Below are 15,925 nucleotides of genomic sequence, written 5' to 3'. Positions count from 1 at the left end.
ATTACGTAGAAACAGATAATATATAAAAGCAGAGCAATATATAGAAACGGAATTAAATAAGGGACTCGCACAGCGTAGCGGGTTCCTGCACAAATAAAAAAAGGGATTGCTTTCGCAATCCCCCCAATTCATTTACATCAATTCAATTATACAAGATAAGGTTTTAATGCTTCCATAATCTCATCCAGATTAGACTCTGCATGAATTGCTAAGTCGATTGGTTTGGATAAATCTAAGCTGAAGATACCCATGATAGATTTAGCATCGATAACGTATCTTCCAGAGATTAAGTCGAAATCAAATTCGAACTGTGTGATTGCGTTTACGAAGGATTTCACCTTATCGATTGAGTTTAATGAAATTTGAACTGTTTTCATAGTAAGACCTCCTTGGTTGCTATAAATACTTTTTCTTAATAGTAACTTCTTTGGAGGTAAAAGTCAACTAGAAGTGAGGAAAAAATCGAATGAAAAAAGCAGCATTGCACAATTTGGGATGCAAGGTGAACGCATATGAGACGGAGGCTATGCAGCAGTTATTAGAACAGGCAGGTTATGAGATTGTTCCTTTTACGGAACAGGCGGATGTCTATGTGATTAACACCTGTTCGGTAACCAACATGGCAGACCGGAAATCCCGCCAGATGCTTCATAAAGCAAAAAAAGAAAATCCGGACAGTATCGTTGTCGCTGCCGGCTGTTATGTCCAGACTTCATCGGAAGAAGCAGCAAGGGATTTATCCGTGGATATCATTATCGGAAATGACAAGAAACATGAACTGGTGGAGCTTATTGAAAACTGTATGAACCAGAAGAAAAATGCAAACGAAGAAACCGAAGGAGTGGATGACTGGAAGGAAAATATCTGCGATATTAATGAGAAAGGCAGAGCATATGAAGCACTGTCTATCAGCCGGACGGAAGAACATACCAGAGCTTTCTTAAAGGTGCAGGATGGCTGCAACCAGTTCTGCACATATTGTATTATTCCATATGCGAGAGGTAGAATCAGAAGCCGTAAGGCAGAAGAGGTCGTGCGTGAAGTGGAGACACTTGCAGCAAATGGCTGTAAGGAAGTGGTACTGACCGGAATCCATTTAAGTTCCTATGGATTAGACCATGGAGATAATCTTTTACATCTGATTCAGGAAGTGCATAAAGTAGAAGGTATCCGCCGGATTCGTCTGGGTTCCTTGGAGCCTGGAATCATCGATGAGAATTTTGTGAAAGAGCTGGCAAAATTAGAAAAAATCTGTCCGCATTTTCACCTGTCCCTGCAGAGCGGATGTGATGCAACCTTAAAGCGGATGAACCGGAAATATGATACAGCCACTTATGAAGCAGGCTGTAAGCTGATTCGGAAATATTTTACCCATCCGGCAATTACCACAGATGTTATCGTAGGATTCCCGGGAGAAACAGAGGAAGAATTTGAGGCAACGAAGGAATTCTTAGAGCGGATTCATTTTTATGAGATGCATATTTTCAAGTATTCCAAGCGCAAAGGTACGAAGGCAGCAGTGATGCCGGATCAGGTGCCAGAACAGGTGAAGACAGAACGCAGTAAGGTGCTTTTGGCACTGGCACAGGAAATGTCAGAAGAATTCCGGGAGTATTATGTTGGCAGACCGGAAGAAATATTATTAGAAGAAACCGATGAAATCGCAGGAAATGTATATTTTACCGGATATACCAAAGAATATGTAAAGATAGCAGTGCCGGAGGCAGAAGGGGAAGAAAATATTTTGGTGAAAGGTGTAGTGACCGGACGGATTTCAGCGGATGTATACCGGATGGAAAATATGGAAAAAGCAGAGTAGAATTATCGGGAAAAGATAAGTGTATGAGAAGTGTATTTTGAATAATGGTTGAATTTTGCAGTACTTTATATTAGAATAGATTTAGCGATGCTTTTTCATTAGGAAGAACAAAAGAGCAAAATAAGGGCGTGAAAAAATGCAGAACATGAATAACACACAATATTTTAGAGTTGAAAAAGAACCGGAAATCAGGGTACATGATGTACTTAAGATTGTATACGAGGCATTATCTGAGAAAGGATACAATCCGGTCAATCAGATTGTTGGATATATTATGTCTGGTGATCCGACTTATATTACCAGTCACAATAATGCAAGAAGTCTGATTATGAAAGTAGAACGTGACGAACTTGTAGAAGAGATATTAAAGGAATATATCCATACAAATTCATGGAAGTAGGAGGCAGTTGATGCGGATAATCGGTCTTGACTTCGGTTCTAAAACCGTTGGAGTTGCCGTTAGCGATGAACTGCTTATTACTGCACAGGGAATTGAGATTGTGCGCAGAAAATCAGAAAATAAGCTGCGTCAGACATTGGCACGTATTGAAGAATTAATCAAAGAATATAACGTGGAGAAAATTGTTCTCGGCTTTCCGAAAAATATGAATAATAGTGAAGGCGAGCGTTGTGAAAAAACCTTAGAATTTAAAGAAATGTTAGAAAGGCGTACCGGACTTACAGTAGAACTGTGGGACGAACGCCTTACTACTGTTGCGGCGGATAATCTTATGATGGAAGCCGGAATCCGAAGAGAGAATCGCAAAGAATATGTGGATCAGATAGCGGCATCCTTTATTTTACAGGGATACCTTGACTATCTGCAGAATGAAAAGAATCAGGAGTAAATATGGAAAAAGTAAATTTTACAGACCCGGATACCAATGAGTCAGCAGAATTTTATGTATTAGAGCAGACAACCATACGGGGAATCAATTACCTTCTTGTCACAGTAGACGAAGAGGGTGATTCGGATGCATTTATTTTAAAAGAAACACAGAATGAAGATGATCACAATACCATCTATGAAATGGTGGAAGATGATAAAGAGTTAGAAGCACTTGCAAAAATTTTCGCAGAATTAATGGAAGATGTAGACATTGAATTCTAGGAGAACTTATGTAATTGCGGACAAATGCAATGAGCGCGAAAAGAAAGAATTTATGGAGGTAATATTTTGAAAAAAGAAGCAAATTCAAAATTGAAAATCATTCCATTAGGCGGATTAGAGCAGATTGGAATGAACATAACTGCCTTTGAATACGAAGACAGTATTATTGTTGTGGACTGCGGTTTGTCATTCCCGGAGGATGACATGTTTGGTGTAGACCTTGTTATCCCGGATGTGACTTATTTAAAAGATAATATTGACAAAGTAAAGGGATTTTTTATTACCCATGGTCACGAAGACCATATCGGAGCAATCCCTTATATTTTAAAAGAAGTCAATGTGCCGATTTATGCAACCAAGCTTACGATTGCAATTATCGAACACAAGTTAGAAGAGCATAATATGCTCAAGAAAGTAAAACGTAAGGTAGTAAAATACGGACAGCATATTAACTTAGGCTGCTTCCGCGTGGAATTTATCCGTACCAACCATAGTATTCAGGATGCGGCAGCCCTTGCCATTTATTCACCGGCAGGAACAGTTGTCCACACCGGAGACTTTAAAGTGGATTATACACCGGTATATGGTGATGCTATCGATTTACAGCGTTTTGGTGAGATTGGTAAGAAGGGTGTACTGGCATTGATGTGTGACTCCACCAATGCAGAGCGTCCTGGCTTTACCATGTCGGAGCGTACCGTAGGAAAGACCTTTGATAATATTTTTGCAGACCATAAGAGCACACGAATCATTATTGCAACCTTTGCATCCAATGTAGACCGTGTACAGCAGATTATGAACTCTGCCAATAAGTATGGCAGAAAAGTAGTGATTGAAGGACGAAGCATGGTAAATATCATTACGATTGCGTCTGAGCTGGGATACCTTACCATCCCGGAGCAGACCCTGATTGATATTGAACAGCTGAAGAATTATCCGGATGAGCAGACGGTTATCATTACAACAGGAAGCCAGGGAGAATCCATGGCGGCATTATCCCGTATGGCATCCGGCATGCATCGTAAGATAACAATTAAACCAAAGGATACCATTATTTTTAGTTCCAACCCGATTCCGGGTAATGAAAAAGCAGTGTCCGGTGTCATTAATGAACTGACCATGAAAGGTGCAGAGGTTATTTTCCAGGATGTTCATGTTTCCGGTCATGCCTGTCAGGAGGATATCAAACTGATTTACTCACTGGTAAAACCGAAATATGCAATTCCGGTTCATGGAGAATACCGTCATCTGGTTGCCCAGGCTAAGATTGCAGAAGAACTTGGCATTGATAAAGAAAATATTTTCCTCTTGTCTTCCGGTGATGTATTAGAACTGGATGAGGAAAGCGCAGCAGTTACCGGACATGTACAGGTAGGCGATGTCATGGTAGACGGACTTGGTGTTGGTGACGTAGGAAATATTGTATTGCGTGACAGACAGCATCTGGCAGAAGAAGGAATCATTATTGTTGTAATGACATTGGAAAGTGGCTCCGGAATGGTGCTGGCAGGACCGGACATCGTATCCAGAGGATTTGTCTATGTACGTGGGGCAGAAAGCCTGATGGAGGAAGCTCGTCATGTATTAGAGGGAACCATGGAACACTGCATGGATAAGAATATTACAGACTGGAGCAAGATTAAGACAGAAATCAAAGATGCTTTAGGTGATTTTGTCTGGAAAGAGACAAAGCGCAGACCGATGATTATTCCAATTATTATGGAAGTTTAATGTGGGTGGATGAACATGAGCGTAGTAGAAGATAAGGTAACAGAACTTGTAAATGCAATTCAGGATACCAATGAATATAAGCGTTATCAGGAAGCAAAGAATAAGCTGCATGCGAATCCGGAATTAGAGCAGATTGTATTTGCATTCCGCCAGAAGAATTACCAGATCCAGAACAGTAAAAATGTGGATCTGTTCTGGGAAGTAGACCAGCTGGAGCGGGAAAATATAGATATCCGCAAGAATCCGGTTGCAGAAGAATTTATGACAGCAGAGCTTGCATTCTGCCGTCTGCTGCAGAAAATTAATTTCAGACTGGTTGGCGGCCTGAATTTTGAAGTAGGTTTTGTAAACGAAAGATAATGGAGAGGTTGTGCGATGAGTGCCAGTAAGATTGTGATGAAAATTGTCCGAATCAGTTTTTCTGTTCTTGTTGTTGTACTGGTGATTTTTGTACTTTTTAAGGCAGGAAGCTATGCATATGATTTCGGATATCGCGTGTATACAGAGCAGCCGGTGTCATCCGGTGATGGCAAGGATATTGTGGTTCAGATAGAGGCTGGAATGTCCGGTAGTGATATTGGAAGTATGTTAGAGGAGAAAGGACTTATCCGTGATGCCAGGCTTTTTGCAGTGCAGTTAAAGCTTTCTGCGTATTCTAAAAAAATCAAACCGGGAATATATACGCTGAATACTTCCATGACAGCGAAAGAAATGATGGAAGCCATGTCACCGGTTTCGGAAAAAGATACAGAGGGTACAACGTGATAGTAGAGGAACGATTAGTAACGTATATCAATTCCTTAGACAGTGGAAATACACCGCTTTTAGAGGAAATTGAGGCAGAGGCAAAGAAGAATTATGTGCCGGTTATTCGTAAGGAAATGCAGAGCTTTTTAAAATCCATGCTGGCATTAAAGCGGCCGGAGCGGATTTTGGAAGTGGGAACTGCAGTAGGATTTTCTGCACTTCTGATGGAAGAATATAATCCGGTGCCATGCCGGATTACAACTATAGAAAATTACGAGAAAAGAATTCCTATTGCACAGGAAAATTTTAAACGTGCCGGAAAAGAGAAAGAAATCACACTGATTCCGGGAGATGCCACAGAGGTGTTAAAGACGTTAGAAGATCCTTATGATTTTCTTTTTATGGATGCGGCAAAGGGACAGTATATCAATTTCCTGCCGGATATTCTTCGGCTGATGAAGCCTGGTGCATTACTGGTATCTGACAATGTGCTGCAGGAGGGAGATATTATCGAATCCCATTATGCAGTAACCAGAAGAAACCGGACCATTCATAAGAGAATGCGGGAATATCTTTATGAACTGACACACAATGACAGTCTTACCACATCGGTGCTTCCGATTGGAGACGGTGTTACCATTAGCATTAAGAAATAGATGATACAGATTGAAATATTAGGAGAAATAAATCAATGAGACCGGTAGAATTACTGATTCCAGCCAGCAGTCTGGAAGTATTAAAAATTGCAGTCATTTATGGAGCAGATGCCGTATATATCGGCGGAGAAGTATTTGGACTTCGTGCGAAGGCAAAAAACTTTTCCATGGAGGATATGGCAGAGGGCATCCAGTTTGCCCATGAGCATGGCGTAAAAGTTTATGTAACAGCAAATATACTGGCTCACAATGGGGATTTGGAAGGTGTAAGAGAGTACTTTACCCAGTTAAAGGAAATCAAGCCGGATGCCCTGATTATTTCTGACCCGGGTATTTATACCATTGCAAAAGAAATCTGCCCGGAAATCGAGTGTCATATCAGTACCCAGGCCAATAATACCAACTATGGAACGTATCAGTTCTGGTGGAACCAGGGCGCAAAGCGTGTGGTAACAGCAAGAGAGCTTTCTTTAAATGAGATTGCTGAGATTCGCAAAAATATTCCGGATGAAATGGAAATCGAGACATTTGTGCATGGAGCAATGTGTATTTCCTATTCCGGAAGATGTCTTTTAAGTAATTATTTTACCGGAAGAGATGCCAACCAGGGAGCCTGCACTCATCCGTGCCGCTGGAAATATGCAGTGGTAGAGGAAAAACGTCCGGGAGAGTATCTGCCGGTTTATGAAAATGAACGTGGTACCTATATTTTTAACTCCAAGGATTTGTGCATGATTGAGCACATCCCGGAACTGATTGAGGCAGGTATTGATTCCTTTAAGATAGAAGGACGTATGAAGACAGCACTATATGTTGCTACTGTAGCACGTACTTACCGGAAAGCCATTGATGATTATCTTACCTCACCGGAGAAATATAAAGAAAATATGGACTGGTATTTAGAACAGATTTCTAACTGTACTTATCGCCAGTTTACCACCGGCTTTTTCTTTGGAAAGCCTTCGGAAGAGAGCCAGATTTACGATAATAACACTTATATCAAAGAGTATACCTACCTTGGAATTGTAGGAGAACGCAACGAAGAGGGATTATATCAAATTGAACAGAGAAATAAATTCTCCGTAGGGGAACAGATTGAAGTCATGAAACCGGATGGAAGAAATATTCCGGTTACCGTAAAACGGATTGTGGACGAAGATGGAAATGAAATGGAATCAGCACCACATCCCAAACAGGTGCTTTACATTGATTTAGGACAGGAACTGGAGATGTATGATATTTTACGCAGACAGGAGGAATGACCTATGGAAGAAAAGTATGTTGTTTATGTCGGAACGTATACCCATGAGAACAGTATCGGAATCCATTTATATGATTTGGATGCAAAAAGCGGAGAAATGAAGGAACGGAAAGTGGTTCCCATCAATAATCCTTCCGATTTGCTGGTATCGAAGGATGGCAGATTCTTATATTCCATCGCAGATGAAGGCGTGGAAGCATTTCACATTCTGCCGGACGGAGACCTTGAGCCAATGAACAAGCAGTGGATTGGCGGTATGCGTGGCTGTTATGTGGAAGTGGACAGTAAGAACCGTTATCTTTTCGTAGGCGGTCATCATGATGGCAGAGTGACCATGATGAAGTTGGAAGAAGATGGCAGCATCGGAGAAATCGCAGACGGTATCTTTCATAAGGGAATAGGACGGACCATTGCAGAGCGAAGTTCCAAGCCACATGTAGACTGCGTGAAGCTGACACCGGACGAGAAGTTCTTGTGTGCAGTGGATAATGGATTAGATCATGTAAAGATTTACCGGATTGACTATGAGAATGGCAGGATGAAGCTTGCAGATATCATCCGTTGTCCGTTGGAATCTGCACCGCATATGATTCGCTTCAGCCGTGATGGAAGATTTGCTTATATTCTCTATGAGCTGTTGAATCAGATAGAGGTATTTTCCTATATGTTAGAAAATGACCAGCCGCATTTCGAGAAGGTTCAGACCATTACAACGACCACACCGAAGGAAGCTGATGTCTGTGCTGCATCCGGTCTGGAAGTGACAATGGATGGTGAATATTTATTCTGCAGTAATGCAGGTGCAAACTCCGTATCGATTTATGAAATTGATAAAGAGAGTGGATGTCTTACCATGATGTGTAATTCGAAAATCAGTGGTGATTATCCGAAAATGATTGGTATCTGTCCGGACAGAATGCATTTCATGAGCCTTAATAATGAGACCAATGAGATTACCATGTTTAAGGTAGATTATGAGAAGAAATACATTCTGATGGAAGAGAAGCCGATTCCGGTAGACAAGCCGAATTGCATTTATATTCATAAACTAAGTTAAAAGCGAACTGCAGGAAACATGCTTTAATCAGGCATTTTTCGGTATTCATGTAAAAAGGGTAAAAAAAGATGTCATTTGTTAAAAAAATAACAGACGACATCTTTCTTTTTTGGAAAAACTATGATAGAATAACACGGTTGAAGCCTACCGGTCCGGAGGCTATCAATGGAAGTGCTTGGCCGCAAAGCCTTAAAATGCGGAGAAAAAAGAAAATTTAAGAAAAGAGGAAGAGACTATGAGTGAAAAAAACGTAGCTTTTACCAGGGACAGAAGTATCCCAAAATCTTATGAGCTGGTTCTGACAGCTTTATTTACCGCCATTATCGTCGTAATGGCTTTTACCCCGTTAGGATTTATTCCTTTAGTAGTAATTAATGCAACGATTATCCATATACCGGTTATTTTAGGTGCAATTTTCTGCGGACCGAAAAAAGGTGCCTTTTTGGGATTTGTATTTGGATTAACCAGTTTTATTAAAAATACATTGATGCCAACTTCAATGTCAGCATTTGTATTTTCACCGATACTGGCAAGCAGCATTGATGGCGCAGCAGGAGTGGTAAAGAGTACCATTATCTGTTTTGTACCACGAATTTTAGTAGGTATCATCCCATATTTCGTATATCGTGGAATTGTAAAATTAACCACATCCAGCCATGCAAAGGCTGCAAAGGTAATCAGTAATCTTGTAATCAGCGTACTTTTACTGGTTGGTATCCATGCGTTCTTTGCTAAAATGCTGACAACAGATTCGAAGGAAATGATTGGCTGGATATCAGGTGCAGCTGCAGCAGTTATTTATTTTATTGTAATGGAACTGACCGGAAGAAAGAAGGATGGTAGATTCTTGGGCTATGTCTATGCCGGCGTAACCGGAGCATTGACCAATACACTGCTTGTAATGCCGATGATTTATATTTTCTATAAAGAGGCATATGCCAACGCATTGAGCATTGAGCCGGGCGCAGTTATGGGCGTAATCCTTGGCGTTATCAGCTTTAATGGAATTATAGAAGCAATTGTAGCAGCCGTTCTGGTAGCCGCAATTGGAATGGTATTGAATAAAGTACACAGGAGGTAATTCATATGTTAAAGGGCAGGAATATATTACTGGCAGTGACAGGCAGTATTGCAGCATATAAAGCGGCTTCGCTTGCCAGTATGCTGGTAAAGCAGCACGCAGATGTGCATGTGATTATGACGAAAAATGCAGAGCAGTTTATATCACCGGTTACCTTTGAGACACTGACCGGAAATAAGGTGATTGACGATACCTTTGACCGCAACAGCGGATATCATGTGGCACATATTGCCATGGCACAGGAAGCAGATGTGGTGATGATTGCTCCGGCTTCTGCAAATGTTATTGCAAAGCTGGCACACGGAATTGCAGATGATATGCTCACTTCTACTATGTTAGCCTGTGAGGCTCCGATATATCTTGCCCCGGCAATGAATACACATATGTTTGACAATCCGGTAACACAGGATAATCTTAAGAAGCTAAGAGAATATGGTTATCACATCATTGAGCCGTCCTCAGGCTATCTTGCCTGTGGTGATACCGGAAGGGGAAAACTTCCGGAACCGGAAGAACTGTTAGAATATATTCTGCAGGAAGCTGCCTGTGAGAAAGACCTGACAGGAAAGAAGGTTCTCATCACAGCAGGAGCCACCCAGGAGGCAATTGACCCGGTACGTTATGTGACCAACCATTCCACTGGAAAAATGGGTTATGCACTGGCAAAGAATGCGGCAAGAAGAGGGGCAGAGGTAACACTGGTCACCGGACCGACCAGCCTTGAAAAGCCTTTTTTTGTAAATACAATTCCGGTGGTTACGGCAGAAGAGATGTATCAGGCTGTTACAGATGCATTTGCAGAACAGGATATTGCAGTCATGGCTGCAGCAGTAGCAGACTACCGTCCAAAGACCGTTGCGGATGAAAAAATCAAAAAGGCCGATGGCGGACTGGCGTTGGAAATGGAACGCACGAAAGATATTTTAGGAACAGTTTCTGCCCGGAAGGAAAACCAGTTCCTGTGTGGATTTTCCATGGAGACACAGCATCTGAAAGAAAATTCCAAAGCCAAGTTAGAAAAGAAGAAGCTTGATATGATTGTTGCCAATAATCTTAAGACAGCGGGAGCCGGATTTGGTACCGATACCAATGTGGTAACTTTGATTACAGAATCAGAAGAAAAAGAGCTTCCGATTATGTCGAAGGATGAAGTTGCCTCAGCTATCTTTGATGAGATTCTAAGCAAAATGCAGGCGTAGAAAATAATAATAATCCCTGTCAGCGGAAGGTCACCTGAGTTTGTGACTTGTAGCAGACAGGGATTTTGCTATTTCTGATAGAAGCCTTTATTTCTTGTAGAAATCTTTGATTCCATCCATCCGGGCACTCATGTTAGAAAGCATGGCATCGAAAATAGTAATGGCAGCCATGGATTCGACAACCACAACAGCTCTTGGAACGATAATCGGATCGTGACGTCCCTTGATATTGATTTCGATTTCCTCGCCGTTTTTCTTTATGGTCTTCTGGGTGGAGGCAACGGAAGGAGTCGGCTTGATGGCAGCACGGAATACAATCGGCGAGCCATCACTCATGCCGCCTAAGATACCGCCGGCGTGGTTGGTTTCTTTTGTGACAGAACCGTTTTCATCCGTTACAAAGGCATCGTTGTTGGTAAGTCCGGTAGCAGCAGCAACGGCAAATCCATCACCGATTTCAAAGCCTTTTACAGCACCAATGGAGAAAATTGCTTTGGCTAAATTTGCATCGATTTTTTCGAATACCGGGTCACCGATTCCGGCAGGAACACCGGTAATAACACATTCGATAATACCGCCGGCAGAGTTCTGCATGGCTTTGCATTCTTCCAGATAGGAAGCAGCTTTTGCAGCAGCATCTGCATCCGGCATATAGAGCGGATTCTTCGTGATTTCTGCGGTGTCAAATCTGGTTTCGTCAATGGTGATGGGACCGATGCTCTTACTGTAGGTGAGAATCTCAATGCCAAGTTCCTTTAAAATTTTTGCGGCAACCGCACCGGCAGCCACACGTCCGATAGTCTCACGGCCGGAAGAACGTCCGCCGCCACGGTAATCCCGGAAACCGTATTTGGCATCAAAGGTAAAGTCAGCATGTCCCGGACGATAGTAGGAAGCAATCTCACGGTAGTCTTTGGAATGCTGGTTTTCATTTACCACAATCAGTGAGATTGGAGTTCCGGTGGTTCTGCCTTCAAAGACACCGGAAAGAATATGTACTGCATCATCCTCTTTTCGCGGGGTAGAGAAAGCAGATTGTCCCGGTTTACGCCGGTTTAAATAGGTCTGTATATCTTCTTCACAAAGGGAAAGTCCGGCAGGACAGCCGTCAATTACGACACCGATTCCTGATCCGTGTGATTCTCCCCAGGTTGTAATTTTAAAGTTAGTTCCAATAGTTGAGCCTGCCATAGCATCCTCCTGATTTGTTTTTGTAAAAAAGTCAGACTCTATTATAGAAGATTTTTCAGATACTGGCAATCCCACAGTTGCAAAAAGTACGAAAACAAGGTATGCTAGGATAGTATTTGTAAAAAGAACAGAAACAGGAGATTATATGTACGAATTATTAAAACAGGATGGAAGAGCAAAGAGGGGCATTTTTCATACTGTACATGGTGATATACAGACCCCGGTGTTTATGAATGTAGGAACGGTCGCTGCCATAAAGGGAGCTGTTTCTACCGAAGACTTAGAGCAGATTAAGACACAGGTGGAATTATCCAATACCTATCATCTGCATGTACGTCCGGGAGATAAATTAATCAAAGAGCTGGGCGGACTGCACAAGTTCATGGTGTGGGACAAACCAATCCTTACCGATTCCGGTGGATTCCAGGTATTTTCACTGGCAGGACTCCGTAAAATCAAAGAAGAGGGAGTCTATTTCCATTCCCACATTGATGGAGCAAAAATTTTCATGGGACCGGAAGAAAGTATGCAGATACAGTCTAATCTGGCATCCACCATTGCCATGGCATTTGATGAATGTGCACCGGCACTGGCTGACCGTGGATATGTAGAGGCATCCGTAGCCAGAACAACCCGCTGGCTGGCACGCTGTAAGGCGGAAATGACAAGACTGAATGGGTTGGAAGATACCATTAATAAAAATCAGATGCTGTTTGGAATTAACCAGGGAGCCATTTATCCGGATATCCGGGTTGACCATGCAAAGCGAATCAGTGAATTGGATTTAGATGGCTATGCAGTAGGTGGACTTGCAGTAGGCGAGACCCACGAAGAGATGTATGATATCTTAGACCAGACCGTTCCATATCTGCCACTTGAGAAACCAACCTATCTTATGGGTGTCGGAACTCCGGCAAATATTTTAGAGGCAGTAGACCGTGGCGTGGATTTCTTTGACTGTGTATATCCGACCCGTAATGGCCGCCACGGACATCTTTATACCAATCAGGGAAAGATTAACCTTTTCAATAAGAAATATGAAAAGGATATGCGCCCAATCGAGGAAGGCTGTCAGTGTCCGACCTGCCGCCGTTACAGCAGAGCCTATGTCCGCCATTTGTTAAAGGCAAAGGAAATGCTTGGCATGCGCCTTTGCGTATTGCACAATCTGTATTTCTACAATACCATGATGGAAGAAATCAGAGACGCCATCGATGCCGGCAGCTACAAGTCATACAAAGAGGAAAAACTCTATGGTATGAACCAGATAAACAGGGAAAAAGAGGCACAAATCTAAAAAAAGAATGAAATATCGGGAAAATACTTGTGAAACGCAGTCTTTTTGTGTACAATGTTTTTCATGAACTTAAGTTTGTAATTCAGGAGGAAAAGAAATGTCTATTTTAGCATCACAGCAGGCACAGGCCTGGGGAAGCATTATTATGTGGGTAGTAATTATGGTTGTATTTGTATACTTCTTCATGATTCGTCCACAGAAGAAAGAAGCAAAGAAGAAAGAGCAGATGATGTCAGAGTTAGCAGTAGGAGATACCGTACTGACAACCAGCGGTTTCTACGGAATCGTAATTGACGTATCTGAAGATGATACTGTTATCGTTGAGTTTGGCAGCAACAGAAACTGCCGTATCCCAATGCAGAAAGCCGCAATTGCAGCAATCGAGAAACCGGAAGAAGCAGTAGAAGCAAAAGAAACCAAAGAGAAGAAATAAGATAAGACCTTAGAAAATCCGTGGAGTGTGCGAGATGTACAAGCCACGGATTTTTTTATGTGAGAAACCCGCAAATCGTGTTTCTTATAGTTTGCAAAGAAAAAAAGTTTAAAAAAACATACAAACAGTTTAAAAACAAACTGTTTGAAATAAAAAATAAACTTGAAATACACTGTTAAATAAGTTAGTATAGATAATAATAAAAGAAAAAATGAGGTTAATCATTTATGAATGTATATTATGAACTGCTAAAAAAACCGGTATTTACATTAAATGATGTGAATCAGTTTTATCATAATATGGAATCAGCCAGTTCAGCAGTTCGACGGTTGTTGAATAAGGGGCGCATTGTTCGGATAAAAAAGAATATGTACACTTGCATAAGTGGAGAAACAGATAGTCCTGTTGCAAACAAGTACCAGATAGGATGTGCTATTACGGAATCATCGTATATATCGCATCATACAGCAATGGAATATTATGGTATGGGTGATCAGATATATTATGATATATATGTTTCGTCTAAAACACCATTTAAAGAGTTTGAATTTGATGGTTATAATTATTGTTATGTTGCTTCAAAGTGTGATATCGGTATTGATGAGATTATGTACAGTGGTGGTATACGGGTGACAACTAAGGAGAGGACAGTTGTTGACAGTATTAAAGATATGGATAAAATAGCCGGCATTGAGGAGGTAATAGCAGATATAGAAGCAGTGACACACTTACAGGAAAAACGTTTGTTACAGTATCTGCAAGCGTATCATAATCAGTTCCTGTATCAAAAGACAGGGTATCTGCTTTGGGCGTATAAAAATAAGCTTGGATTAAGTGATGATTTTTTTGAATTTTGCAGGGGAAAAATCGGAAAAAGTAAGCGATATCTGACGAAGGAGATGACGGGTGGAAAATATGACAACAGTTGGAAGCTGGTTGTTCCAAATGATATATATGGCATGAAAAATGGGGTGTTACATGATAGCATATAAAAAAATTGAATTAGAAAAAGCGGCAAAACAGGCAGGATTTGTCAGAGATACATTTGAAAAAGTGCTACGTTTGAAAGAAGTGTTGAAATATATTAACAGTGATCCGTATTTAAGGGAGCATTTGGCGTTAAAAGGTGGTACAGCAATTAATATGACAATATTCAATCTGCCACGTTTGTCGGTAGATATTGATTTGGATTTTACTCCGAACTTATCCAAAGATGATACGCAGATGCATAGAAAACAGATTACAGAGCAATTATGTGAATACATGGAAGAATTGGGGTATCACCGGTCTGAAGCATCAAGATATAGCCATAGCTTAGATGCATTTTTGTTTTTATATCAAAATGCAGGCGGAAATAGGGATAATATCAAGGTGGAAATTAATTATTCCTTGCGGTCGCATTTGTTTGAACCCACAAACAGGAAAATTGTGACGGATATGTTTCAGGAAGATGTGATGATTCGGACGTTACATCCGATGGAAATTTTTGCTGCCAAGGCAAATGCATTAATGAGCAGGGCTGCAGCGAGGGACTTATATGATTTCAATAATATGATAACATATGGTTTATTTGGAAAAGAGGAAGAAATTCTTCTACGAAAATGTATTATATTTTATGCTTCAGTATCAGCAGAAGTAATTAACAGGAATTTTGACACATCTGCAATTGATGGCTTGAATTTTACGAAAATCAGGAGAGATTTGTTTCCGGTTTTGAGGAAGAAAGATAATTTTAATCTGGAAGAGAGAAAGAAGAAGGCAAAAACATATATACAGGAACTTATGATGTTGACACCAGAAGAAAGGGAATATTTAGAGGCATTTGAAAGAAAAGAGTATAGACCAGAGTTGTTGTTTGATGATAAAGTAATTTTAGATAATATTTGTAGTCATCCTATGGCAATATGGAAAATGAAAGAACAGAAAGAAAAGGAGCATAACCATGCAGACAGACATTAACGCAACATATTTTAAAAGCATCATTGACCAGGATCGTTGTTCCGTTGTGATATGCAATTTAAAGCACGAAATCATTTATATGAATCCAACTGCAGTAAAAAGCTATGAGAAATGGGGCGGTGAAAGCCTTATTGGAAGAAGTCTTTTAAACTGCCATAATGAAGAATCGCAAAAACGCATCCAGCAGGTAATCGACTGGTTCGCAGCAGATGAAAGCCACAATCTCATCTATACCTCCCATAATGAGAAGCAGAATAAAGATGTGTATATGGTTGCGTTAAGGGATGCTGAAGAAAAGCTGATTGGCTACTATGAGAAGCACGAATTCAGAAATGCGGAAACCATGGAAAAATATGATTTGTGGTAAAATCCCTTTTCTAATC

At 41.0% G+C, this 15,925-nt stretch carries 19 protein-coding genes; 17 read left to right on the top strand and 2 right to left on the bottom strand.

The window, feature by feature from the left end; all coding sequences use genetic code 11:
* Positions 1-146: 146 nt before the first annotated feature.
* Positions 147-377 carry an HPr family phosphocarrier protein gene (locus tag DXB39_RS03615; protein ID WP_022243076.1) on the bottom strand — a complete coding sequence of 77 codons (231 nt, stop codon included), beginning with the start codon at positions 375-377 and terminating at the stop codon, positions 147-149.
* 89 nt (positions 378-466) lie between these two features.
* On the opposite strand from DXB39_RS03615, the gene mtaB reads away from it, so the two are divergent.
* The 12 genes from mtaB to coaBC all read left to right on the top strand — a co-directional run bounded on the left by mtaB (position 467) and on the right by coaBC (position 10,662).
* On the top strand, positions 467-1,819 hold the full coding sequence (gene mtaB / locus DXB39_RS03610; RefSeq protein WP_117840945.1) for a tRNA (N(6)-L-threonylcarbamoyladenosine(37)-C(2))-methylthiotransferase MtaB: 1,353 nt from the start codon (positions 467-469) through the stop codon (positions 1,817-1,819).
* Positions 1,820-1,955: 136 nt separating this feature from the next.
* On the top strand, positions 1,956-2,219 hold the full coding sequence (locus tag DXB39_RS03605) for an IreB family regulatory phosphoprotein (protein ID WP_022243074.1): 264 nt from the start codon (positions 1,956-1,958) through the stop codon (positions 2,217-2,219).
* Between the two features lie 10 nt (positions 2,220-2,229).
* Positions 2,230-2,667, top strand: coding sequence for a Holliday junction resolvase RuvX (gene ruvX / locus DXB39_RS03600; RefSeq protein ID WP_022243073.1), 438 nt, complete (start codon positions 2,230-2,232; stop codon positions 2,665-2,667).
* A 2-nt stretch (positions 2,668-2,669) separates the two neighbouring features.
* Complete coding sequence (locus tag DXB39_RS03595) at positions 2,670-2,930, top strand: DUF1292 domain-containing protein (protein WP_022243072.1); 261 nt, start codon at positions 2,670-2,672, stop codon at positions 2,928-2,930.
* 66 nt (positions 2,931-2,996) lie between these two features.
* On the top strand, positions 2,997-4,661 hold the full coding sequence (locus DXB39_RS03590) for a ribonuclease J (protein WP_117840946.1): 1,665 nt from the start codon (positions 2,997-2,999) through the stop codon (positions 4,659-4,661).
* A gap of 15 nt (positions 4,662-4,676) precedes the next feature.
* Complete coding sequence (locus DXB39_RS03585) at positions 4,677-5,021, top strand: YlbF family regulator (RefSeq protein ID WP_022243070.1); 345 nt, start codon at positions 4,677-4,679, stop codon at positions 5,019-5,021.
* A 15-nt stretch (positions 5,022-5,036) separates the two neighbouring features.
* A complete protein-coding gene (locus DXB39_RS03580; RefSeq protein ID WP_022243069.1) occupies positions 5,037-5,426 on the top strand; it encodes an endolytic transglycosylase MltG in 390 nt (129 codons plus the stop codon).
* Positions 5,423-6,064, top strand: a complete 642-nt coding sequence (locus DXB39_RS03575; protein WP_117840947.1) for an O-methyltransferase — start codon at positions 5,423-5,425, stop codon at positions 6,062-6,064. The genes DXB39_RS03580 and DXB39_RS03575 overlap by 4 nt, the downstream gene beginning before the upstream one ends.
* 35 nt (positions 6,065-6,099) lie before the next feature.
* Complete coding sequence (locus tag DXB39_RS03570) at positions 6,100-7,326, top strand: peptidase U32 family protein (protein ID WP_117840948.1); 1,227 nt, start codon at positions 6,100-6,102, stop codon at positions 7,324-7,326.
* 3 nt (positions 7,327-7,329) lie between these two features.
* The gene (locus DXB39_RS03565; protein WP_117840949.1) at positions 7,330-8,382 is read left to right on the top strand and encodes a lactonase family protein; all 1,053 of its coding nucleotides are present in this window, start codon (positions 7,330-7,332) and stop codon (positions 8,380-8,382) included.
* A gap of 235 nt (positions 8,383-8,617) precedes the next feature.
* Positions 8,618-9,463: an ECF transporter S component gene (locus DXB39_RS03560; protein ID WP_117840950.1), complete on the top strand. Its 846-nt coding sequence runs from the start codon at positions 8,618-8,620 to the stop codon at positions 9,461-9,463.
* 5 nt (positions 9,464-9,468) lie between these two features.
* Positions 9,469-10,662 (top strand): bifunctional phosphopantothenoylcysteine decarboxylase/phosphopantothenate--cysteine ligase CoaBC, encoded by a 1,194-nt coding sequence (coaBC, locus tag DXB39_RS03555; RefSeq protein WP_117840951.1) that lies wholly within the window; start codon positions 9,469-9,471, stop codon positions 10,660-10,662.
* Positions 10,663-10,749: 87 nt separating this feature from the next.
* Here coaBC and aroC read toward each other — a convergent pair whose 3' ends face one another.
* The gene (gene aroC, locus DXB39_RS03550) at positions 10,750-11,853 is read right to left on the bottom strand and encodes a chorismate synthase (protein ID WP_117840952.1); all 1,104 of its coding nucleotides are present in this window, start codon (positions 11,851-11,853) and stop codon (positions 10,750-10,752) included.
* 145 nt (positions 11,854-11,998) lie between these two features.
* Here aroC and tgt point away from each other — a divergent pair, with 145 nt between their 5' ends.
* From tgt to DXB39_RS03525, 5 genes are all read left to right on the top strand, one after another.
* The gene (tgt, locus tag DXB39_RS03545; RefSeq protein ID WP_117840953.1) at positions 11,999-13,150 is read left to right on the top strand and encodes a tRNA guanosine(34) transglycosylase Tgt; all 1,152 of its coding nucleotides are present in this window, start codon (positions 11,999-12,001) and stop codon (positions 13,148-13,150) included.
* 97 nt (positions 13,151-13,247) lie between these two features.
* Positions 13,248-13,583: a preprotein translocase subunit YajC gene (yajC, locus tag DXB39_RS03540; RefSeq protein ID WP_022243061.1), complete on the top strand. Its 336-nt coding sequence runs from the start codon at positions 13,248-13,250 to the stop codon at positions 13,581-13,583.
* A gap of 227 nt (positions 13,584-13,810) precedes the next feature.
* Complete coding sequence (locus tag DXB39_RS03535) at positions 13,811-14,575, top strand: type IV toxin-antitoxin system AbiEi family antitoxin domain-containing protein (protein WP_117840954.1); 765 nt, start codon at positions 13,811-13,813, stop codon at positions 14,573-14,575.
* Positions 14,562-15,542, top strand: a complete 981-nt coding sequence (locus tag DXB39_RS03530; RefSeq protein ID WP_117840955.1) for a nucleotidyl transferase AbiEii/AbiGii toxin family protein — start codon at positions 14,562-14,564, stop codon at positions 15,540-15,542. The genes DXB39_RS03535 and DXB39_RS03530 overlap by 14 nt, the downstream gene beginning before the upstream one ends.
* Complete coding sequence (locus DXB39_RS03525) at positions 15,526-15,909, top strand: PAS domain-containing protein (RefSeq protein ID WP_117697035.1); 384 nt, start codon at positions 15,526-15,528, stop codon at positions 15,907-15,909. Before DXB39_RS03530 ends, DXB39_RS03525 begins: the two co-directional genes overlap by 17 nt.
* The last annotated feature ends 16 nt before the right edge of the window (positions 15,910-15,925 follow it).

This window comes from Roseburia sp. OM03-7AC, from assembly GCF_003462625.1.
Taxonomy (GTDB): domain Bacteria; phylum Bacillota; class Clostridia; order Lachnospirales; family Lachnospiraceae; genus Roseburia_C; species Roseburia_C amylophila.
The sequence above is the reverse complement of the archived record's forward strand: the minus strand, read 5'-3'. Positions and strand labels throughout refer to the sequence as shown.

Bases quoted from the DNA above. Each gene is read 5' to 3' on its own strand.
- DXB39_RS03615 (WP_022243076.1), bottom strand. From the start codon at position 377: ATGAAAACAGTTCAAATTTCATTAAACTCAATCGATAAGGTGAAATCC.
- mtaB (WP_117840945.1), top strand. From the start codon at position 467: ATGAAAAAAGCAGCATTGCACAATTTGGGATGCAAGGTGAACGCATAT.
- DXB39_RS03605 (WP_022243074.1), top strand. From the start codon at position 1,956: ATGCAGAACATGAATAACACACAATATTTTAGAGTTGAAAAAGAACCG.
- ruvX (WP_022243073.1), top strand. From the start codon at position 2,230: ATGCGGATAATCGGTCTTGACTTCGGTTCTAAAACCGTTGGAGTTGCC.
- DXB39_RS03595 (WP_022243072.1), top strand. From the start codon at position 2,670: ATGGAAAAAGTAAATTTTACAGACCCGGATACCAATGAGTCAGCAGAA.
- DXB39_RS03585 (WP_022243070.1), top strand. From the start codon at position 4,677: ATGAGCGTAGTAGAAGATAAGGTAACAGAACTTGTAAATGCAATTCAG.
- DXB39_RS03580 (WP_022243069.1), top strand. From the start codon at position 5,037: ATGAGTGCCAGTAAGATTGTGATGAAAATTGTCCGAATCAGTTTTTCT.
- DXB39_RS03570 (WP_117840948.1), top strand. From the start codon at position 6,100: ATGAGACCGGTAGAATTACTGATTCCAGCCAGCAGTCTGGAAGTATTA.
- DXB39_RS03565 (WP_117840949.1), top strand. From the start codon at position 7,330: ATGGAAGAAAAGTATGTTGTTTATGTCGGAACGTATACCCATGAGAAC.
- DXB39_RS03560 (WP_117840950.1), top strand. From the start codon at position 8,618: ATGAGTGAAAAAAACGTAGCTTTTACCAGGGACAGAAGTATCCCAAAA.
- coaBC (WP_117840951.1), top strand. From the start codon at position 9,469: ATGTTAAAGGGCAGGAATATATTACTGGCAGTGACAGGCAGTATTGCA.
- aroC (WP_117840952.1), bottom strand. From the start codon at position 11,853: ATGGCAGGCTCAACTATTGGAACTAACTTTAAAATTACAACCTGGGGA.
- tgt (WP_117840953.1), top strand. From the start codon at position 11,999: ATGTACGAATTATTAAAACAGGATGGAAGAGCAAAGAGGGGCATTTTT.
- yajC (WP_022243061.1), top strand. From the start codon at position 13,248: ATGTCTATTTTAGCATCACAGCAGGCACAGGCCTGGGGAAGCATTATT.
- DXB39_RS03535 (WP_117840954.1), top strand. From the start codon at position 13,811: ATGAATGTATATTATGAACTGCTAAAAAAACCGGTATTTACATTAAAT.
- DXB39_RS03530 (WP_117840955.1), top strand. From the start codon at position 14,562: ATGATAGCATATAAAAAAATTGAATTAGAAAAAGCGGCAAAACAGGCA.
- DXB39_RS03525 (WP_117697035.1), top strand. From the start codon at position 15,526: ATGCAGACAGACATTAACGCAACATATTTTAAAAGCATCATTGACCAG.